At 25.5% G+C, this 14,717-nt stretch carries 18 protein-coding genes and 2 pseudogenes; 17 read left to right on the top strand and 3 right to left on the bottom strand.

What is annotated here, in order from left to right:
• The first annotated feature begins 92 nt into the window (after nt 1-92).
• The 12 genes and pseudogenes from RGC78_RS08125 (at nt 93) to RGC78_RS08070 (ending at nt 8,750) form a co-directional block, all read left to right on the top strand.
• The gene (locus tag RGC78_RS08125; RefSeq protein WP_252213625.1) at nt 93-911 is read left to right on the top strand and encodes an MBL fold metallo-hydrolase; all 819 of its coding nucleotides are present in this window, start codon (nt 93-95) and stop codon (nt 909-911) included.
• Between the two features lie 196 nt (nt 912-1,107).
• Nucleotides 1,108-1,905: a DUF4097 family beta strand repeat-containing protein gene (locus tag RGC78_RS08120; RefSeq protein ID WP_309556407.1), complete on the top strand. Its 798-nt coding sequence runs from the start codon at nt 1,108-1,110 to the stop codon at nt 1,903-1,905.
• 275 nt (nt 1,906-2,180) lie between these two features.
• On the top strand, nt 2,181-2,660 hold the full coding sequence (locus RGC78_RS08115; protein WP_309556406.1) for a hypothetical protein: 480 nt from the start codon (nt 2,181-2,183) through the stop codon (nt 2,658-2,660).
• A 232-nt stretch (nt 2,661-2,892) separates the two neighbouring features.
• Nucleotides 2,893-2,999: pseudogene (locus RGC78_RS08110) on the top strand (manganese catalase family protein); the annotation flags it as partial.
• 122 nt (nt 3,000-3,121) lie between these two features.
• Nucleotides 3,122-3,307: a hypothetical protein gene (locus RGC78_RS08105; protein ID WP_012424239.1), complete on the top strand. Its 186-nt coding sequence runs from the start codon at nt 3,122-3,124 to the stop codon at nt 3,305-3,307.
• 12 nt (nt 3,308-3,319) lie between these two features.
• Nucleotides 3,320-3,568, top strand: coding sequence for a spore coat protein (locus RGC78_RS08100; RefSeq protein ID WP_252213619.1), 249 nt, complete (start codon nt 3,320-3,322; stop codon nt 3,566-3,568).
• Between the two features lie 677 nt (nt 3,569-4,245).
• Complete coding sequence (locus RGC78_RS08095) at nt 4,246-4,992, top strand: alpha/beta fold hydrolase (RefSeq protein ID WP_252213617.1); 747 nt, start codon at nt 4,246-4,248, stop codon at nt 4,990-4,992.
• A 465-nt stretch (nt 4,993-5,457) separates the two neighbouring features.
• Nucleotides 5,458-5,760: a hypothetical protein gene (locus tag RGC78_RS08090; protein WP_252213615.1), complete on the top strand. Its 303-nt coding sequence runs from the start codon at nt 5,458-5,460 to the stop codon at nt 5,758-5,760.
• 132 nt (nt 5,761-5,892) lie between these two features.
• Nucleotides 5,893-6,303: a peptide deformylase gene (locus RGC78_RS08085; RefSeq protein WP_309556404.1), complete on the top strand. Its 411-nt coding sequence runs from the start codon at nt 5,893-5,895 to the stop codon at nt 6,301-6,303.
• Nucleotides 6,304-6,370: 67 nt separating this feature from the next.
• A complete protein-coding gene (locus RGC78_RS08080) occupies nt 6,371-7,006 on the top strand; it encodes a hypothetical protein (protein WP_309556403.1) in 636 nt (211 codons plus the stop codon).
• A 241-nt stretch (nt 7,007-7,247) separates the two neighbouring features.
• Nucleotides 7,248-8,141, top strand: a complete 894-nt coding sequence (locus tag RGC78_RS08075; protein ID WP_309556402.1) for a DUF1266 domain-containing protein — start codon at nt 7,248-7,250, stop codon at nt 8,139-8,141.
• Nucleotides 8,142-8,381: 240 nt separating this feature from the next.
• Nucleotides 8,382-8,750: a hypothetical protein gene (locus tag RGC78_RS08070; RefSeq protein ID WP_309556400.1), complete on the top strand. Its 369-nt coding sequence runs from the start codon at nt 8,382-8,384 to the stop codon at nt 8,748-8,750.
• A 268-nt stretch (nt 8,751-9,018) separates the two neighbouring features.
• Here RGC78_RS08070 and RGC78_RS08065 read toward each other — a convergent pair whose 3' ends face one another.
• Together RGC78_RS08065 and RGC78_RS08060 are read right to left on the bottom strand one after the other, a co-directional pair.
• Nucleotides 9,019-9,693, bottom strand: a complete 675-nt coding sequence (locus tag RGC78_RS08065; RefSeq protein WP_309556399.1) for a hypothetical protein — start codon at nt 9,691-9,693, stop codon at nt 9,019-9,021.
• Between the two features lie 236 nt (nt 9,694-9,929).
• Nucleotides 9,930-11,156 (bottom strand): glycoside hydrolase family protein, encoded by a 1,227-nt coding sequence (locus RGC78_RS08060; protein ID WP_309556398.1) that lies wholly within the window; start codon nt 11,154-11,156, stop codon nt 9,930-9,932.
• A gap of 157 nt (nt 11,157-11,313) precedes the next feature.
• Between RGC78_RS08060 and RGC78_RS08055 the strand changes: the two genes are divergently transcribed.
• Together RGC78_RS08055 and RGC78_RS08050 are read left to right on the top strand one after the other, a co-directional pair.
• Nucleotides 11,314-11,832: a DUF6652 family protein gene (locus tag RGC78_RS08055; protein WP_309556397.1), complete on the top strand. Its 519-nt coding sequence runs from the start codon at nt 11,314-11,316 to the stop codon at nt 11,830-11,832.
• A 103-nt stretch (nt 11,833-11,935) separates the two neighbouring features.
• Nucleotides 11,936-12,058 (top strand): helix-turn-helix domain-containing protein, encoded by a 123-nt coding sequence (locus RGC78_RS08050; RefSeq protein ID WP_309556428.1) that lies wholly within the window; start codon nt 11,936-11,938, stop codon nt 12,056-12,058.
• Between the two features lie 261 nt (nt 12,059-12,319).
• On the opposite strand, the gene RGC78_RS08045 is transcribed toward RGC78_RS08050, so the two are convergent.
• Entirely contained in the window at nt 12,320-13,123 is an 804-nt protein-coding gene (locus tag RGC78_RS08045; protein WP_309556396.1) for a CAP domain-containing protein, read from the bottom strand.
• Between the two features lie 200 nt (nt 13,124-13,323).
• Here RGC78_RS08045 and RGC78_RS08040 point away from each other — a divergent pair, with 200 nt between their 5' ends.
• From RGC78_RS08040 to RGC78_RS08030, 3 genes and pseudogenes are all read left to right on the top strand, one after another.
• The gene (locus tag RGC78_RS08040) at nt 13,324-14,184 is read left to right on the top strand and encodes a DUF4272 domain-containing protein (protein ID WP_309556395.1); all 861 of its coding nucleotides are present in this window, start codon (nt 13,324-13,326) and stop codon (nt 14,182-14,184) included.
• A gap of 104 nt (nt 14,185-14,288) precedes the next feature.
• A pseudogene (locus tag RGC78_RS08035) lies at nt 14,289-14,411 on the top strand (T6SS immunity protein Tdi1 domain-containing protein); the annotation flags it as partial.
• Nucleotides 14,412-14,445: 34 nt separating this feature from the next.
• On the top strand, nt 14,446-14,694 hold the full coding sequence (locus RGC78_RS08030) for a hypothetical protein (protein WP_252213589.1): 249 nt from the start codon (nt 14,446-14,448) through the stop codon (nt 14,692-14,694).
• Nucleotides 14,695-14,717: the final 23 nt, after the last annotated feature.

Here is a 14,717-nt window from a genome sequence, read left to right as displayed (position 1 = left end):
ACTTTTTTAAGTGCAGTATTGTTATTTTAATATAAAACTTTGTACATCGTTTTAGCAAATAATATAATACGATTATCAAAGGAGAATTTTATATGTTAAGATTAGAAAAACCAATAATTACAATGGAAACAATAAAAGGAATGGAGGATATGTCTTATTTTACTCATTCACTTATATTTGACGATTTGCTTATTATTGCACAAAAAGAAACAAACTGTTTTGTTTTAAAAACTACTGAAGGATTAATTATTATAGATGCTATATGGCCATGTGAAGAGGCATTTGATGCAATTGTTTTTGCAATTAAAGATGTTGGTTGGAATCCAGAAGATATAAAAAAGTTGGTGTTAACTCATGGACATGTAGATCATACAGGCTGTGGAAAGTGGATTGTAAATGCATCTAATGCTAAAACATATCTATCAAAAATAGATGATATATTTTGGGAAGAAAAGCCAGCAAAAAAGAATAGACCTGAGACATGGAAGGACTATAAAATTGATGTTTATGTTAAGGATGGAGATAAAATTATTCTTGGAGATAAAATAATTTATGTTTATGATACTCCAGGACATACACCAGGTGGCCTTAGTTTTATATTTAATGTAACAGAAAATAATAAGACGTATCAAGCAGCTTTATGGGGAGGATCTAATCCACCTCAAAATATAGAAGGCATTGTGATTTACATGAAGTCATTAGATTACTTTATGGAACAAGCTGAAGATAAAAATGTAGAGATAGCACTTAGTAATCATACAGGACTAGATAATGGATTGGAACGTATTGCATATTCACAAAAAAGAATGAGTTATATGTCAAACATTTATTTAATCGGACAAAGTGGATTTCGTAAATACTGTCAGTTGTTTCGTAACTTATGCTATGAAAGATTGGAAATGATGAAATAGATTTTAGAAATAAAAGATAATTAACATATTTATTTTAAATATTACTGAAAAGAAAAATTTCAGTAATATTTTTTTATATTCTAAAACCCAAATATACAATTATTGAGCATTAAATTAAGTAAAAATTAATTATTATGGAAAAAATTATATAATATAATTAAGTAATAGGTAAATAAGTTTTTAAGGGGTAATAATAATGAAAAAAATATTGATTTTAGCTATTCTAGGAATAGTATTAATTTCATCTGTAGGATGTAATACTAAAACTCAAACTACCATATCTAATAAAGAAAGCGAAGTTTCAAATGAAAATAAACTTATAGATGAAAAAATAAAGCTTGATAATGCAACTGATATTAACGTAGAAATTTATGCAGCTCAGGTATCTATTAAGAGTTACGATGGGGAAGAAGTAAAGGTGACAGGTAAACTTTCTCAAAAAAGTGATGGTTTTGGCGTAAAAAGAACTGGTCATGAAATTCAAATAATTGAAAAAGAATATAAATCAAGTAGGTTGGATATGAATGGTGAAAAGAATATATCTAGATTAGATATTATGGTTCCTTCAAAATTTAAAGGGAATTTTAAATTCGATCAAGGAGCAGGAATATTAGATATAGAAGGAATAAAAGCTAAAAACATTGATATTAGCGGTGGCTCAGTAAAATCAAAATGTAAAGATATTAAATTTGATAAGTTAAATTTAGAGTCAGGAGCTAGTGAATTTGATTTAAATTTAAAAGAAAAATGTGGAGATATTAAAATCAATGGAGGCGTGGGAAAACTAAAACTTAAAATGGCAGAAGTAGGTGGAAATCTTGAATATGAAGGGGGCGTTGGTGATATTGATATTATAATACCTAAAAATTCTCCAGTTAATATAGTAACAGAAAAAGGGGATGGACATTATAATGTTAACGCTCAAACATCAGGTGAGGAAAAGTATACTTTTGATTTATCAGTTGGAATAGGTTCAATAAATGTGGGAAATTAGATTTTGATAATGAAAAAATGAAATATTATTAGTTATTTTCAAAAGTTATTAGATGATTTTGGAGATAATAATATAAAATCCATGTACAAAGTAAAATGGAACCTATAGAATAGACACTTTTAAAAGACTATTTTGGTAGATTCTTTTTTATTGTACATTTAATGTAGTTAAGTTTAAAAAAATTAATATTTGATATAATATAGACAAGATTAATGATAAATTGAAGTGAGTAATCAATAATTTAATAAACATTCAAAAATGGAGAAGGAGATTTTATGATAGACAAGTATATATTAATGTATAAAGATGTTCCTGCTGGGGATCTTATTTATGATACAAATACTAAAAAATTTAGTTTTGAAAAATATGATGAAATTATAAATAGACAGTATCTACCATTAGGCATGTATAGTTATAAAAACTGGAATATATCTTATAAACCTTCTCATGATGATATTGTATTTTGGCTTGAAGATAGGGTTGTTCCAAAAGAAAGAGCAAATATAGATGAGATATTAGAGGTTATGGGATTAATAGATTATGACTTTTGGGAATTATGTAGAAGAACTAGGGCAATGTGTATGGAGGACTACTTTTGGTTAAGCAAAGGTGAAAAATATGAAGATGTTCATATAAGGTATTTAGCTGAAAATAATAGAATAGAGGAAACTCCAATACCTTTTAAAGTAGAGGAATATCCTGCTGAGTATAAAGTTATAGGAAATAAAATAATTAAGAATAAAGATTATTTATAAAGTCTTTATAGGAAAATATACTCTATTTAAAGAGTATGAAAAAATTCTCATAGAATAAAGTTATTTATGGCCATCAGAATTTTTTAGAAACACTTAGGATTTAGTTATCTTAGGTGTTTTTTTACGTAATTCTTATTAAGTGTACAATTTGTAAATATTACGAACTTGTTAAGAAAAACTGATCTTTGAAAATTGAATAATATGGTATTGAATATTAGCAAGAAAAATATAAATTTTTGAACACAAAAAACAGTTGTTGTATGAAGTGAAAGTTGAAAGACCTAATCCTAAATATGCGAACAGTTAGGTGATGGAAATGGAGAGCTTAAAGCAGCTATGTAATATATTTCTCAAAGTTTAGAGTAAAAGATTCAGAAATAAAAAATTTATTAAAAAATGAATAAACATATTCTATATTGAAAATATTAAGTAGTGAAGTTATTAAATTGGAGGTGCAAATAATGGCAAATTTAAATCAGCTTGAACTACAAAATCTACGTCATTTAATTGGAGCTCATTGTACTATTGAGAAAAAGTTAGAATACTATTCACAACAATGTACTGATCCAACATTAAAAGAAATGTTAAAAAAAGATTCTGAAGATGCAAAAGCAAGTAAAGCAAAATTAATGGAATTTTTAAATTAGGAGGTGTAAAATATGCAAGAAAAAGAAATGATAAGTGATTATCTTGCTGGATTAAATGCAAGTTTAGCAGGATATGGTGGTATAATTTCTCAATGTGAAAATCAACAATTACGTGAAACAATTCAGCAAATGAGAAATCAAGATGAATATCGTCAATATAATCTTTTTACTAAAGCTAAAGAAAAAGGATATTATATACCAGCACAACCAGCAACTCCAGAAGAAATTGCAGTTGTTAAACAAGAAATGTCCCAAGGATAGTAACTTATATAGCTTTGTAAATTTAATTTTATAAAATTACAAAACTAAATTTATGTAAATACCGTATTATTCAAAATGAATGTGCGGTATTTTTTAGTTCGCAATTCTAATACAATATGAAGAATGGCAAATAGTAGATATGTTAAATAAGAGTATTAGATATATAAAGAGTTGTAATGATTTTTAATTGTTATGGCGCTTTATTTTTATATTATAATTGCTACGGGCATGTGGATTTGATGAAACAAAACATGAAGATTTTCCTTAAAAATTGAATAATGTGCCATATGAAAAAAGCAGATTGAAATATAGAATTATTCAGAAATGAAAGTGTCATATTTTTTATTGCTCAATTCTAAAATATTATAAACAATAGCAAGACATTATAAACTAAATTGTTTAACATTTAAACAATTTTAAATTTGTAAAATATGTTATAATTTTCTTGCAAGAGTTATTAATATAATAAGAATATGTAGGTATTAAACATGAAGAATTTTCCTGAATTTATGAAAAATGAAGAAAATCATATCAGTAGCAGTTAACTAATATAATTAAGGAGTGAAAAGTATGGGAATTTTTAATAGACTTTAATAGTCTATATGTAAGAGTAATTACTAATTCTCCCGTGTAGACTATGTAGAAAAATTATTATGTTTATTACGTGGAGGTAAAAAATGTCTTATTTTAAATACAAAAATTTTAATATTTATTACAAAGTATATGGTGAAGGAAAACCATTAGTTATCATACATGGGGATACAGCTTCCTCAAAAATGTTTATACCAGAATTAAAATTCTATTCTAAAAACTTTAAAGTAATTTTGTTAGATTTAGTAGGTCAGGGAAAATCTCAAAGAGTAAATGAATTACCATTAAACTATTGGCATTTTAATGCTATGTTAGTTATTGAATTGTGTAAACATATAGGTATTAGCAATGTTAATTTATTAGGTACAAGCGGTGGAGCTATTATTGCTTTAAGTGCTGTATTAGAAGAACCAGCTTTATTCAATAAAATAATTGTGGATAGTTTTATGGGAGAAAATTTATCTTATGAGTTTGCTAAAAAAATTTTATATGATAGAAAAATAGCAAAAAGTAAGTTAAGTTCAAAGTTATTTTGGTTTATTATGCATGGCTTTGATTGGAAAAATGTTATTGATCAAAATACAAATTTAATTATAAACTTTTCAAGAAATAAAGGTAATTTTTTTGATTGTAATCTTAGTAATATAAAAAATGATATTTTGATTACAGGAAGCTTGAAAGATGATTTAATACCTAATATTGAAAGTATATTAAAAAGCATTAATTTAAAAATAGAAAATTCTAAATTAATTATTTTTAAGAATGGAAATCATCCTGCTATGTTTAGCAATAAAAAAGAGTTTAGAAATTTAATATTAAATTTTTTAAACTAAATTATCATAGAATTCGTTAATAACTGGAGAATAGCCTGTTTACTTTTTAAGGAGAGAGAAATTATAATGATTTCATATGATACCAAAACATATTTTGAAATATTTGGAGTGTTATACTTTATTATTCAAGTTTTCACAATTTGTCTTATAACTATAAATAAAAAAAATAATAACAAGAAAATAGCCCAAATATTAAATACATCATCCATTATTATTGCAATATTTTTGCTTTTGAAGCTATAGACGGTTTTAATAGAAAGTTAAAATTAATATCAATGCATCAAAATATTCTCTTCTATAGCCTTTAATAATCAAGGATAATAAATAAGCATACTTAATATTGGAAAGGGATATTTATATACTTAAGTATTGATATTACTAGGCTAAATCTATTCTTATAAGTAAAAATACGGTATAATAAATAAAAATAGTAATATAAAAAATAATTAATAGTGGAGTGTAAAAATGGAAACTTTAGAGAAGAAACTTCAAGAGGAAGTTATAAAAAAATGTGAAATAGCAGAAAAAGAACATGATTGTAAAATGACAAAATTTCTAGAAACAATAGAGAGATTTGGAATAGTTAGAACTGCGCAAGAAATTTTAAGAAAAGGTAGAACATCTGATTGTTTTACTAAATTAGTAGAAGAAGGATGCATTAAATTAACAATGGAGGCGACTATTGTAGAACCTAAATATGCAAAATTATTTACTGATGAAGAAGTAAACAGTTGCTATGAACTGTTATGTGAAAATGGATATTATTAAAATTATTATTTATCATATACAACATGAAAAAGTGGACTGATAACTATGGCAAAAAATTAAATAACAATATGTTGAATAAATTTTAAATCAGATAATTTTAAAGCAGATAATGAAAGAAGAGGAAGATAAATTATGGTAAAACCAATTGTAAAAGATGTATTATTTTTAGGGGAGAAATCAGAAGAGGCAACAAAAAGAGATAAGGTTGTTATTGATGATTTAATAGATACTTTAAAAGTAAACATAGAACATTGTGTTGGCTTGGCTGGAAATATGATTGGAGTTAAAAAGCGTATATTAGTATTTGTAGCAGGAAAAGTTATTATACCTATGGTGAATCCAATTATATTAAAAAAAGAAAAGATTTATGAAACAGAAGAGAGCTGCTTATCTTTAACAGGATTTAGAAAAACAAAGAGATATGAGATAGTAGAAGTTCAGTATCTTGATAAAAATTTCAAGAAAAAGAAGCAGGTGTTTACTGGATTTGTAGCACAAATTATTCAACATGAAATAGATCATTTTGATGGAATTATAATTTAGTTGTAGACATGAAAATAGGACTTAGCATAATAAGGTAGTTAATTGCAAAATGAAAGTAGGTATGATTATGTTTCAAATTAAGATAGATGATAATAATAACTTATATTGTAATAATAGTATCGATTTAGGTTTTTTGGGGACTTACAATTCAGATATGATTAGTATTAAAGAAGAAGTATGTTTTTCTGAAATAGAAAAGACAGTGTCAAAGAGAGAAGAAGAAATGAAAATTTTAACAGAAAAATATAATACATTTATTTCTAATGTTAATGAAAATATTGATAAGATAAAAAATCAATTTATAATGTGGCTTTTTGAAGATTTAACGGATACTTATTTTGAATTTTGGGAATGTTCAAATGCTGAATTTCCTTCATTTATTATTAAAGATAAAATTCCAGAAATAATAAATGAAGAAACACTTTATGATAAAATTAGTGGCAAAAATTATGAAGAGGCTTGTAATGAAGTCTTTAATAAACCAGTAGATACTATATCTGGAATAGATGTGTTTAATAAATATTTACCAATGATTGATGTAGAAAAGCTTTTAAGTACTATTATGCCATCATTTATGGAATTATCAGAGTATGGTTTAGAATTTGAGATAAACAGTAATGAATGTGATGGTTATTTATTATTGGCTACAGTTGGCAGAATTGATAATGAATTTAATTTGGAAGTTTATGATAATAGGGGTTAAATATATTATTTTCATATAAACATAGTCATTTAAGTGGAAAATAACTATGTTTATAATAATAATTATTATTCATAGTTGGATGTGTACTTTTTCTCTTTGCCATTAAGTTCTATATGAATGTCCCAAACCTTAGTAGTGAGCTTATTACATTAGTTACATATTTTAACTTGGTTATTATATATAATTATGTATAATAAATATAGAAACATAAAAATATTAATATGGAAGGAGATTTTTTAATATGTATGGGGGGACATTAAAAAAGCATATAGGGACAACATTGCTCTCGATTATTATTGTGGTTATTTTATTTTATTTCAAGGAATTAATATCAGTTTATATGGGTGATAAAATAGGTAAGCTTTTAATAGGCGTTTTTTTAGCCGCTGTTATTGTAAATATTATTAAATGGTTAGCTGTTTTTGTCGTAAGATTTATTTGGAAAACAAGTGTTATTTCATTTGAAAAGGCTATTAATAAAACTATTCATTTTAAATGCACAGATGAAGCATCTCAATTTTTAGTTAAAATAGGAGCATTATTTTCAATTACTGAAGCTACTTTAGATAAACATAATAAAGGTGAAAAAAATAAAAAGGGATTTATTAATTGTTTAGAAGTACGAGATTATAAAAGTAAAGATGAGAAAGAAATGATTCTTGCTTCACTTGGTGCTAGTTGGAACATTGAGAATAAAAATCAGCTTTATGCAAATTTGGAACAATTAATGGATAAAAATAATTTCTCAGATATAAACTTTGATATAAACAAGAATAAGTGGTTTGAAAAAATATTGAAAAAACATAATTTACAATTTGAAAATATTAAAAACAAAAAAAGTTCAAAACATATAGCTGCTTTTAATATTCAAAGAGCTGTCTTATTATTAAGAGAATCATTAACATGTGATTTAATAAATTTAGAAGAATTTGAAGAATTCAAACCAAAAGTACATAATCTAATTAATGAAGAATTTGCTTCAATGGAAGATTTTATAATAGACTATTTAATTGGTGTATGCTATTTCTATGAAGAGAAGATAGTCTTTGGACCTGTAATGATAAATGAGAGAGTTAACGGGGTAAAAACTTTAATTGAAAATGACTATTTTAATAAAGATTTAAACATTCTATAAACATAAATAGGACTTTATTTTATTTATTTAAATACAATTATTTACTTGAATTTGAAGGTGTGGAAACAATAATTTAATATTATTTTCACACCTTTAATATAATCAGCATAAAATATTATTACTTAGTACACATATTTTTAATTTAATATATATGTTATAATATAGGAAAAATATTAATAATCAACTAATGAACAATATACATTAGAATCTAATCACGTTATAAAGAATATAGATGCTGAAATGTCATTAGATTCAGCCCTTATCAGTAAGTTCATAGTAAAAAAAGAAAACGACAAATACATAACACCTGAAATCATAGGAGCAAATGGTAGTATAAGTGTATTTACCAAGGAAGATGGAAGCGGTTGGACATTAAACAAAGGTGAAGAATTAATAATTAATTTTAATAAATATAAATCTAAAATAGTAAAAGACCAAAACATAATAATTGGATATGTACTAAATGGAAAAATGATAAAAGGAAAAACATTCAGCGATTTATCAGGAAGTTATAAATTAACAGCAGATGAATCAGGTGAATATTATATATATATGGTGAATTCTAGTTCCGAATATGTTGCTTTTAAGGAAGGTAGTATTGAAAAATAGTAAAATTTTTAATATGTAATAGTACAAAGCTTTTACTTAATATTTTAATAGAAAATATTAAGTAATTTAAAAAAAGAGATAAACTTAAAAATTTAAGATTATCCTTTAAAATATATAAATAGTATAAATCTTGTTTTATATTAGGAAAGAGTCCATATTAACATAAATATGGACTCTTAAATATTTTTTATAAATTAAGTTTTATCATAGCTTTTTTAGTTATTAACTATAATAGACATTGAATTATGTTTATTTAATTTGTTTTTCATTATGCTTTTCTAAGTTCAAAAAAAGTACCTCCACCATAAAGTATTAATGTGTCGTTATCTTTTATAAAAAAAGTACATGTTGGAAGATTTTTTAAATTATTTACCTCAATTTCTGTTACAGTATCGCTATTTATACTCAAAGTGCTTAAAGGTACAAGCCAAGTACTTAAAAATTCATCAGATGTAATAACTGATTTTTTGTAAGTAGGATTTTTAACTGTGTCATTTAGGTAGCTTGCATCATCTCCAAAGCAACTTGATTGCTCTTTTGAAAAACTTAGTTTTTTTCCTACTATTTTTTTTATATCTTCATCACTATAAGTTCCTACCTTACCAAATCCTACTACATTTTCTATAACCCATTGTCCATAAAATGATTCTTCATTTTGAACTTTTGTAGGGTTATTTTCAGAGTTTTTATTTATAGCAGTATTGTTATTACTATTATTTTTATTAGAATTTACTTTATTAGTAGTGCTTTCTTTTTTAGTATTATTATTTGTAATTTTTTCACTACTATTAGTATTGTTATTTGTAGTGTTATCTTCAGTATCAGTAGCTTCAGTAGAAATATCATTATTTGTTTGGATATGATTATTTTGTGATTTTTCAGTCCCACAACCAGTTAGGATTACTAGTAGTGCTACTAATATAAAAATTCTTAAAAACTTCAATTTTAAATCTCCTTCTAATCATTTTATTTGCATACATTACTTCATTTACATTTTAATTAATAACAATATTAGCATTATTTGTGTTTTTTGTAAATATATTATTTATAATTCATTTAATGAAAAAATATCGCTAATCACAAAAGTAATTAGCGATATCAAATATTCTGATTTTTTCACTATTATTTGATAGAGAGTAGTTTAATTTTAGTATAACAATAATTTATATAGTAAATATTTTAATGAGTTGAATCATATATTCCATAATTAAATATATTGCTTTCAGCAATTCTTCTTTTATTCAATCCGTCCATAACTGTTAATACACCGTTTACCATACCTTTGTTATACATACAAAAATATCTTTTAATTGTATCTGCATCTCTTCCACCAGAAACTATATAATTGTATAGTGAACTTTTAAAAAGAGTAGGGTAACCAATATTATATGCAAAAGATACAAGGGAATCAAATTGATTTTGAGTTAATGAAATTCCTTTCGAATCCAAATTTGCTTTGACAGGTTTAGCATACTTAGCGTTTATCAAATTATTTAATCTATCACTTGCCTGTTGTTCCGTAATTGTGTCTCCCCAATCAGCAATTTCATCTTTAATACAGCCATAACCTTGAGTAATTGTTCCTGTACCATCATCATATTTGTGAGCATGGAATTGTTCATATCCTTTAACAAAATTAATACAATTAGTAGAAACTAACCCATCTCCAGATACAGCAGAATTATTTGCAACACCATTTGAATCTATTGACCATCCATCAATTGTAGTATTGCAAGCCATTTTACCATCTGAATATAAGTAATACCATTTTTCATTTAATTTTATCCAACCAGTAGCCATTTCACCTGTATAATGAGTATTACCATCCTTTTCAGTCTTCTTTGTGTATAAGTAATACCATTTAGAATTAATCTCAGTCCAATCAGTAGCCATCTCCCCTTGAGGATGAGTAACCCCATATTTTTCAGTTTTATTAGGGTATAAAAAATACCATCTAGAATCAATTTCAATCCAACCAGTAGCCATTTCACCTTTAGGATAAGTGATACCATCTTTTTCAGTTCTCTTAGAATAGAAGTAGTACCATCTAGAATCAATTTCAGCCCAACCGGCAGCCATTTCACCTTTAGGATGAGTAATCCCATCCTTTTCAGTTCTCTTAGAATATAAGTAATACCATTTAGAATCAATTTCAATCCAACCAGTAGCCATTTCGCCTGTATAATGAGTATTACCATCTTTTTCAGTTTTTTTAGGATAGAAATAGTACCAGATTGAATCAATTTCAACCCAGTCAATATCCATTTTGCCATTACGTTCATTTAAATGAAACCATCTTCCATTTTCATCTTCTACCCAGCCTTTAACTAAAGTTCCAGCTTTGTAGCAAAACCATTCTCCATTTTTTTCTTTCCAATCTAACATTTGTACATCATTTCCTTTCATATTTGAATTGCTAATCATATACTAAAAGGAGTTTTTTCTTAATTTTGTAAACTTTAATTTTAAAATAATATGTAAATTAAATATCTTAAGTGTGAATTTTTGACTTTTATATATAAATTAACTATTATTTATATATAAATGAAAAAGGAGTTAATTAATGAAAAAACGTATTTTACCAATAATGTTGATAATATCGACTTATTTAGTGATATTGATCACTTTTAAGGGGAATTATAAAGGGGTTTTAGCAAATCTTAATTTAATTTTTTTAGTTCTTTCAATTATATTTTTTATATCTAATATGATTTATCCATTTATACTAGCAAAGCATGGAGAGAACAGTACTACATTATTATTTTGGGACATGCTTCTTAAATTATGTAATATACCAATTTATATTGTAGTTTTTATGTTCGGAAGTATTATGATGATTTGGCCATTGGGATTTGGAGTAGTTATAGCACTCTTTTTGGCTATTTTTGATTTTATTATGTTACTTCCATCTTCTATGTATGGTATTAACGGAATAGTTCAAGCCTATAGAGAAAAGAAAATCACCAAATTAACAGCTGTAGTAAACTGTATTTTACATTTTCTTTTTTGTTTGGATGTTATAAGTGCTATCGTTATGTTTTGCATAGTAAAATCTAAAAGTAAATTTAATAAAAAATTTTAAAAGAAATCTAGTGAAAAATATACATAGAAGAGTGCAAAAAGTTAAAAATGATATTTCAGTGGAGGTGGAATTTAGAACTTTACTATAAAGAGATAGAGAAAAAATTGAAGAAGGAATTATTTTAACCCAAAAAGTATTAAAGCTTTCAATGCAAGGATATTCAATATATGAAATAGCTAAAGAGTATAATATATCAGAAGATCAAGTAAAAAAGATATGGGAATAGTATTAGAATATTTAATAAGTGATAGAGTTACAGCACTTAGATATTGAAATCAAAGATAAATTTTAAAATAGAATTATATATCCCCCATGTATAAGAGTTAACCTTATACATGGGGGGCTTTATTGTACTACTAGAGAATCTTTAGAAATTTTTTAAAAACTAAAAGAAGAATGATTAATAAATAAAAATCAATATAATAGTGTATTAAACTGTGTTTGTATGGATTTAACAAAATACAGTAAATACATCTAGAATTATATATTAATTGTTATTTGGGTTTGGTACATAAATATATTCTTGTCCATTTTTGTCTATGTACATATGCATATTATGTTCATTTCCGATTCTATTTCCAACCTTAAACATCTGTGTTGCAAAGAACACATTAGATCCATTATAAACACCTTTTTCTACAGAAAAACCATATTCACTAAAATCTGAATTTAACATATTAGCATTATGTCCAGATGATTCCTTCCACCCATCAAATAATTTTTGTGCTAATTCTTTTGCGCTTCTTTTTGTGTATTTATTATTAAAACACTTGTATTCAATATTTTCCGCATTTATTTGAGAATTAAATAATTGACGAGAATCTTGTCCATTATAATAATGAGAAAAATATCCATAGTTAGACATATGTTTTGATTTTTCTTTAGCTGAATTTCTAAGTTGATTTGTTTCAATTAATACAAAAACACCATTGCTTTTTCTATGTTTATTTATTAAATTAAGCATTTGGCTATCTACATTATTACAAAATTCTTCATAGCTTATTTCAGAGTCATCTATCCATTCACCATCTGAATCTATATAGTATCCGTCAATTGTTGTATCATGTGCCATATAACCATTATTGTAAAAATAATACCATTTATCATCAATAGTATTCCATCCTTTTGCATATGATCTATCAGACTCAAACCACCATCCAATATTGTCATTTTTCCATTGGCCATAAACAGCCTCTTCTGCATTAACTTTTTGATTTGGTAAAAATAATATAATTCCTGTAAGTATAGCTACTGTTCCTAATTTAATTGCTTTTTTAAAATATGTATTCATAGTCCTCCTCCTGAAAATAGAGATTTTCTTTTAATTTATTATCAATATACATTAATGTAATAAATTAGTCAATTAACTCTTTTTATATATTTTACAAAAGGGGGGAATTTTTCTTGGAATTGAACGAAATTAAATATATACAGCTAAAAGCAAATTAATAAAAAAGACTTACTAAGTAGCAATTTGAGAGGACGATAATAATGAGATTGTTTTCAAAAACATTACCTGAACTTAAAGGAATTCTATTATTATGTGATGAAGAAGATGGGTTGTACTGTGAAAGCGATAGAGGTATTGAGCTTATTTTATCTGAAAGTGGAAAAAGTACTCTATTTAATTATTTACCTAAACAAGAATTCACTATTACACCAAAAGATGGACAAATAACAGAAGAACAAATTAATCGTAGATTAAAAAGTCGTAAAATTATAGAAGATAAATTTATTTATGTTCCTGCATGGTATCCAGTAATTGAAACAGCAGAAAAATCTAAATGTAGATCGAAAGAAGAGATTGCAAAAAGAGCTATTGCACTTATGATTGTTTCATTATATTCAGAATGTTTAATTAGTGAAGACATGAAAGTCAGTGAAGCATATGAATTTGTAAATGAAATTATAGAAAGATTTGATGCAAAAAAATTCTTTTCACCAAGAGAAAAGGAATATTTGCAAAATCCAAATCCTACAAAAGAAGAACAGATTGCATATTCATGGCAGTATGAAAATTTATTTGTTATGGAATGGGCTTTAGGCTTCATAGATGAATTAGATTTTCCAGATCATATATGTGATGTACCACTAACAGTTCGTCTATTAAGAGATTATTGTTCTATTGAAGAAATTTTAGAGAACTCAAAACCTAAATCAAAAGAAGCATTATTAGATGAATGTGATTTGATTTTTTGCCTAGATTGGGCCTGTGTAGATACAAGAATTCATAATCTGCCTGCACCAGCTAAAATGGACAAGGGTGTTGTATTGGAACGACATAAATCATTAAACTGGCTAGTAGGATACAATGAAAGTGCAGAATGGGATAAAGTTGGAACAGATACTTAAAAGATATAAATCTATATGTACAAATAAATTTTATTTAAAGGAGAGATAACATGGGATTATTTGATAAATTCAATTAATAAGCATATGCTGTTAAAGGGAGTTTAGAACTAAATCAGATATATTTCTTTACACCAGCACTCATTTTAGGTGGTAAAGAATTAGTAGAATCAATTGATAGAGGAGATGCAAATAAGCATCAAAATATATTACTTCAATTAGGAAAATAATTGTATAACATACTAGCAAATTAGGAGGAATATTATGGGGAAATTAAAAGTCTATTTATATAAATTATTTTGGTTAGATAAATTTGAAGGGAAAAGTAAAATTCTTAACTTTGGAGCAAAATTTTTTATGTATTGTTATATTATATTAATTCCTTTAAATTTATTATTAAACATTATATCTTTGGATTTAGAAAATATAATATTTGGGTGTTTCTTGTTTATAATATATCCTATTATGTACCGTATTGTAATGGGATTTCAAAGATTAATTCATGGAATATAAAATTTTTATTATTGTGTACATAA

It is taken from the genome of Clostridium aquiflavi, from assembly GCF_031344075.1.
GTDB lineage: Bacteria > Bacillota > Clostridia > Clostridiales > Clostridiaceae > Clostridium > Clostridium aquiflavi.
The sequence above is the reverse complement of the archived record's forward strand: the minus strand, read 5'-3'. Positions and strand labels throughout refer to the sequence as shown.

Bases quoted from the DNA above. Each gene is read 5' to 3' on its own strand.
- RGC78_RS08125 (WP_252213625.1), top strand. From the start codon at position 93: ATGTTAAGATTAGAAAAACCAATAATTACAATGGAAACAATAAAAGGA.
- RGC78_RS08120 (WP_309556407.1), top strand. From the start codon at position 1,108: ATGAAAAAAATATTGATTTTAGCTATTCTAGGAATAGTATTAATTTCA.
- RGC78_RS08115 (WP_309556406.1), top strand. From the start codon at position 2,181: ATGATAGACAAGTATATATTAATGTATAAAGATGTTCCTGCTGGGGAT.
- RGC78_RS08105 (WP_012424239.1), top strand. From the start codon at position 3,122: ATGGCAAATTTAAATCAGCTTGAACTACAAAATCTACGTCATTTAATT.
- RGC78_RS08100 (WP_252213619.1), top strand. From the start codon at position 3,320: ATGCAAGAAAAAGAAATGATAAGTGATTATCTTGCTGGATTAAATGCA.
- RGC78_RS08095 (WP_252213617.1), top strand. From the start codon at position 4,246: ATGTCTTATTTTAAATACAAAAATTTTAATATTTATTACAAAGTATAT.
- RGC78_RS08090 (WP_252213615.1), top strand. From the start codon at position 5,458: ATGGAAACTTTAGAGAAGAAACTTCAAGAGGAAGTTATAAAAAAATGT.
- RGC78_RS08085 (WP_309556404.1), top strand. From the start codon at position 5,893: ATGGTAAAACCAATTGTAAAAGATGTATTATTTTTAGGGGAGAAATCA.
- RGC78_RS08080 (WP_309556403.1), top strand. From the start codon at position 6,371: ATGTTTCAAATTAAGATAGATGATAATAATAACTTATATTGTAATAAT.
- RGC78_RS08075 (WP_309556402.1), top strand. From the start codon at position 7,248: ATGTATGGGGGGACATTAAAAAAGCATATAGGGACAACATTGCTCTCG.
- RGC78_RS08070 (WP_309556400.1), top strand. From the start codon at position 8,382: ATGTCATTAGATTCAGCCCTTATCAGTAAGTTCATAGTAAAAAAAGAA.
- RGC78_RS08060 (WP_309556398.1), bottom strand. From the start codon at position 11,156: ATGAAAGGAAATGATGTACAAATGTTAGATTGGAAAGAAAAAAATGGA.
- RGC78_RS08055 (WP_309556397.1), top strand. From the start codon at position 11,314: ATGAAAAAACGTATTTTACCAATAATGTTGATAATATCGACTTATTTA.
- RGC78_RS08045 (WP_309556396.1), bottom strand. From the start codon at position 13,123: ATGAATACATATTTTAAAAAAGCAATTAAATTAGGAACAGTAGCTATA.
- RGC78_RS08040 (WP_309556395.1), top strand. From the start codon at position 13,324: ATGAGATTGTTTTCAAAAACATTACCTGAACTTAAAGGAATTCTATTA.
- RGC78_RS08030 (WP_252213589.1), top strand. From the start codon at position 14,446: ATGGGGAAATTAAAAGTCTATTTATATAAATTATTTTGGTTAGATAAA.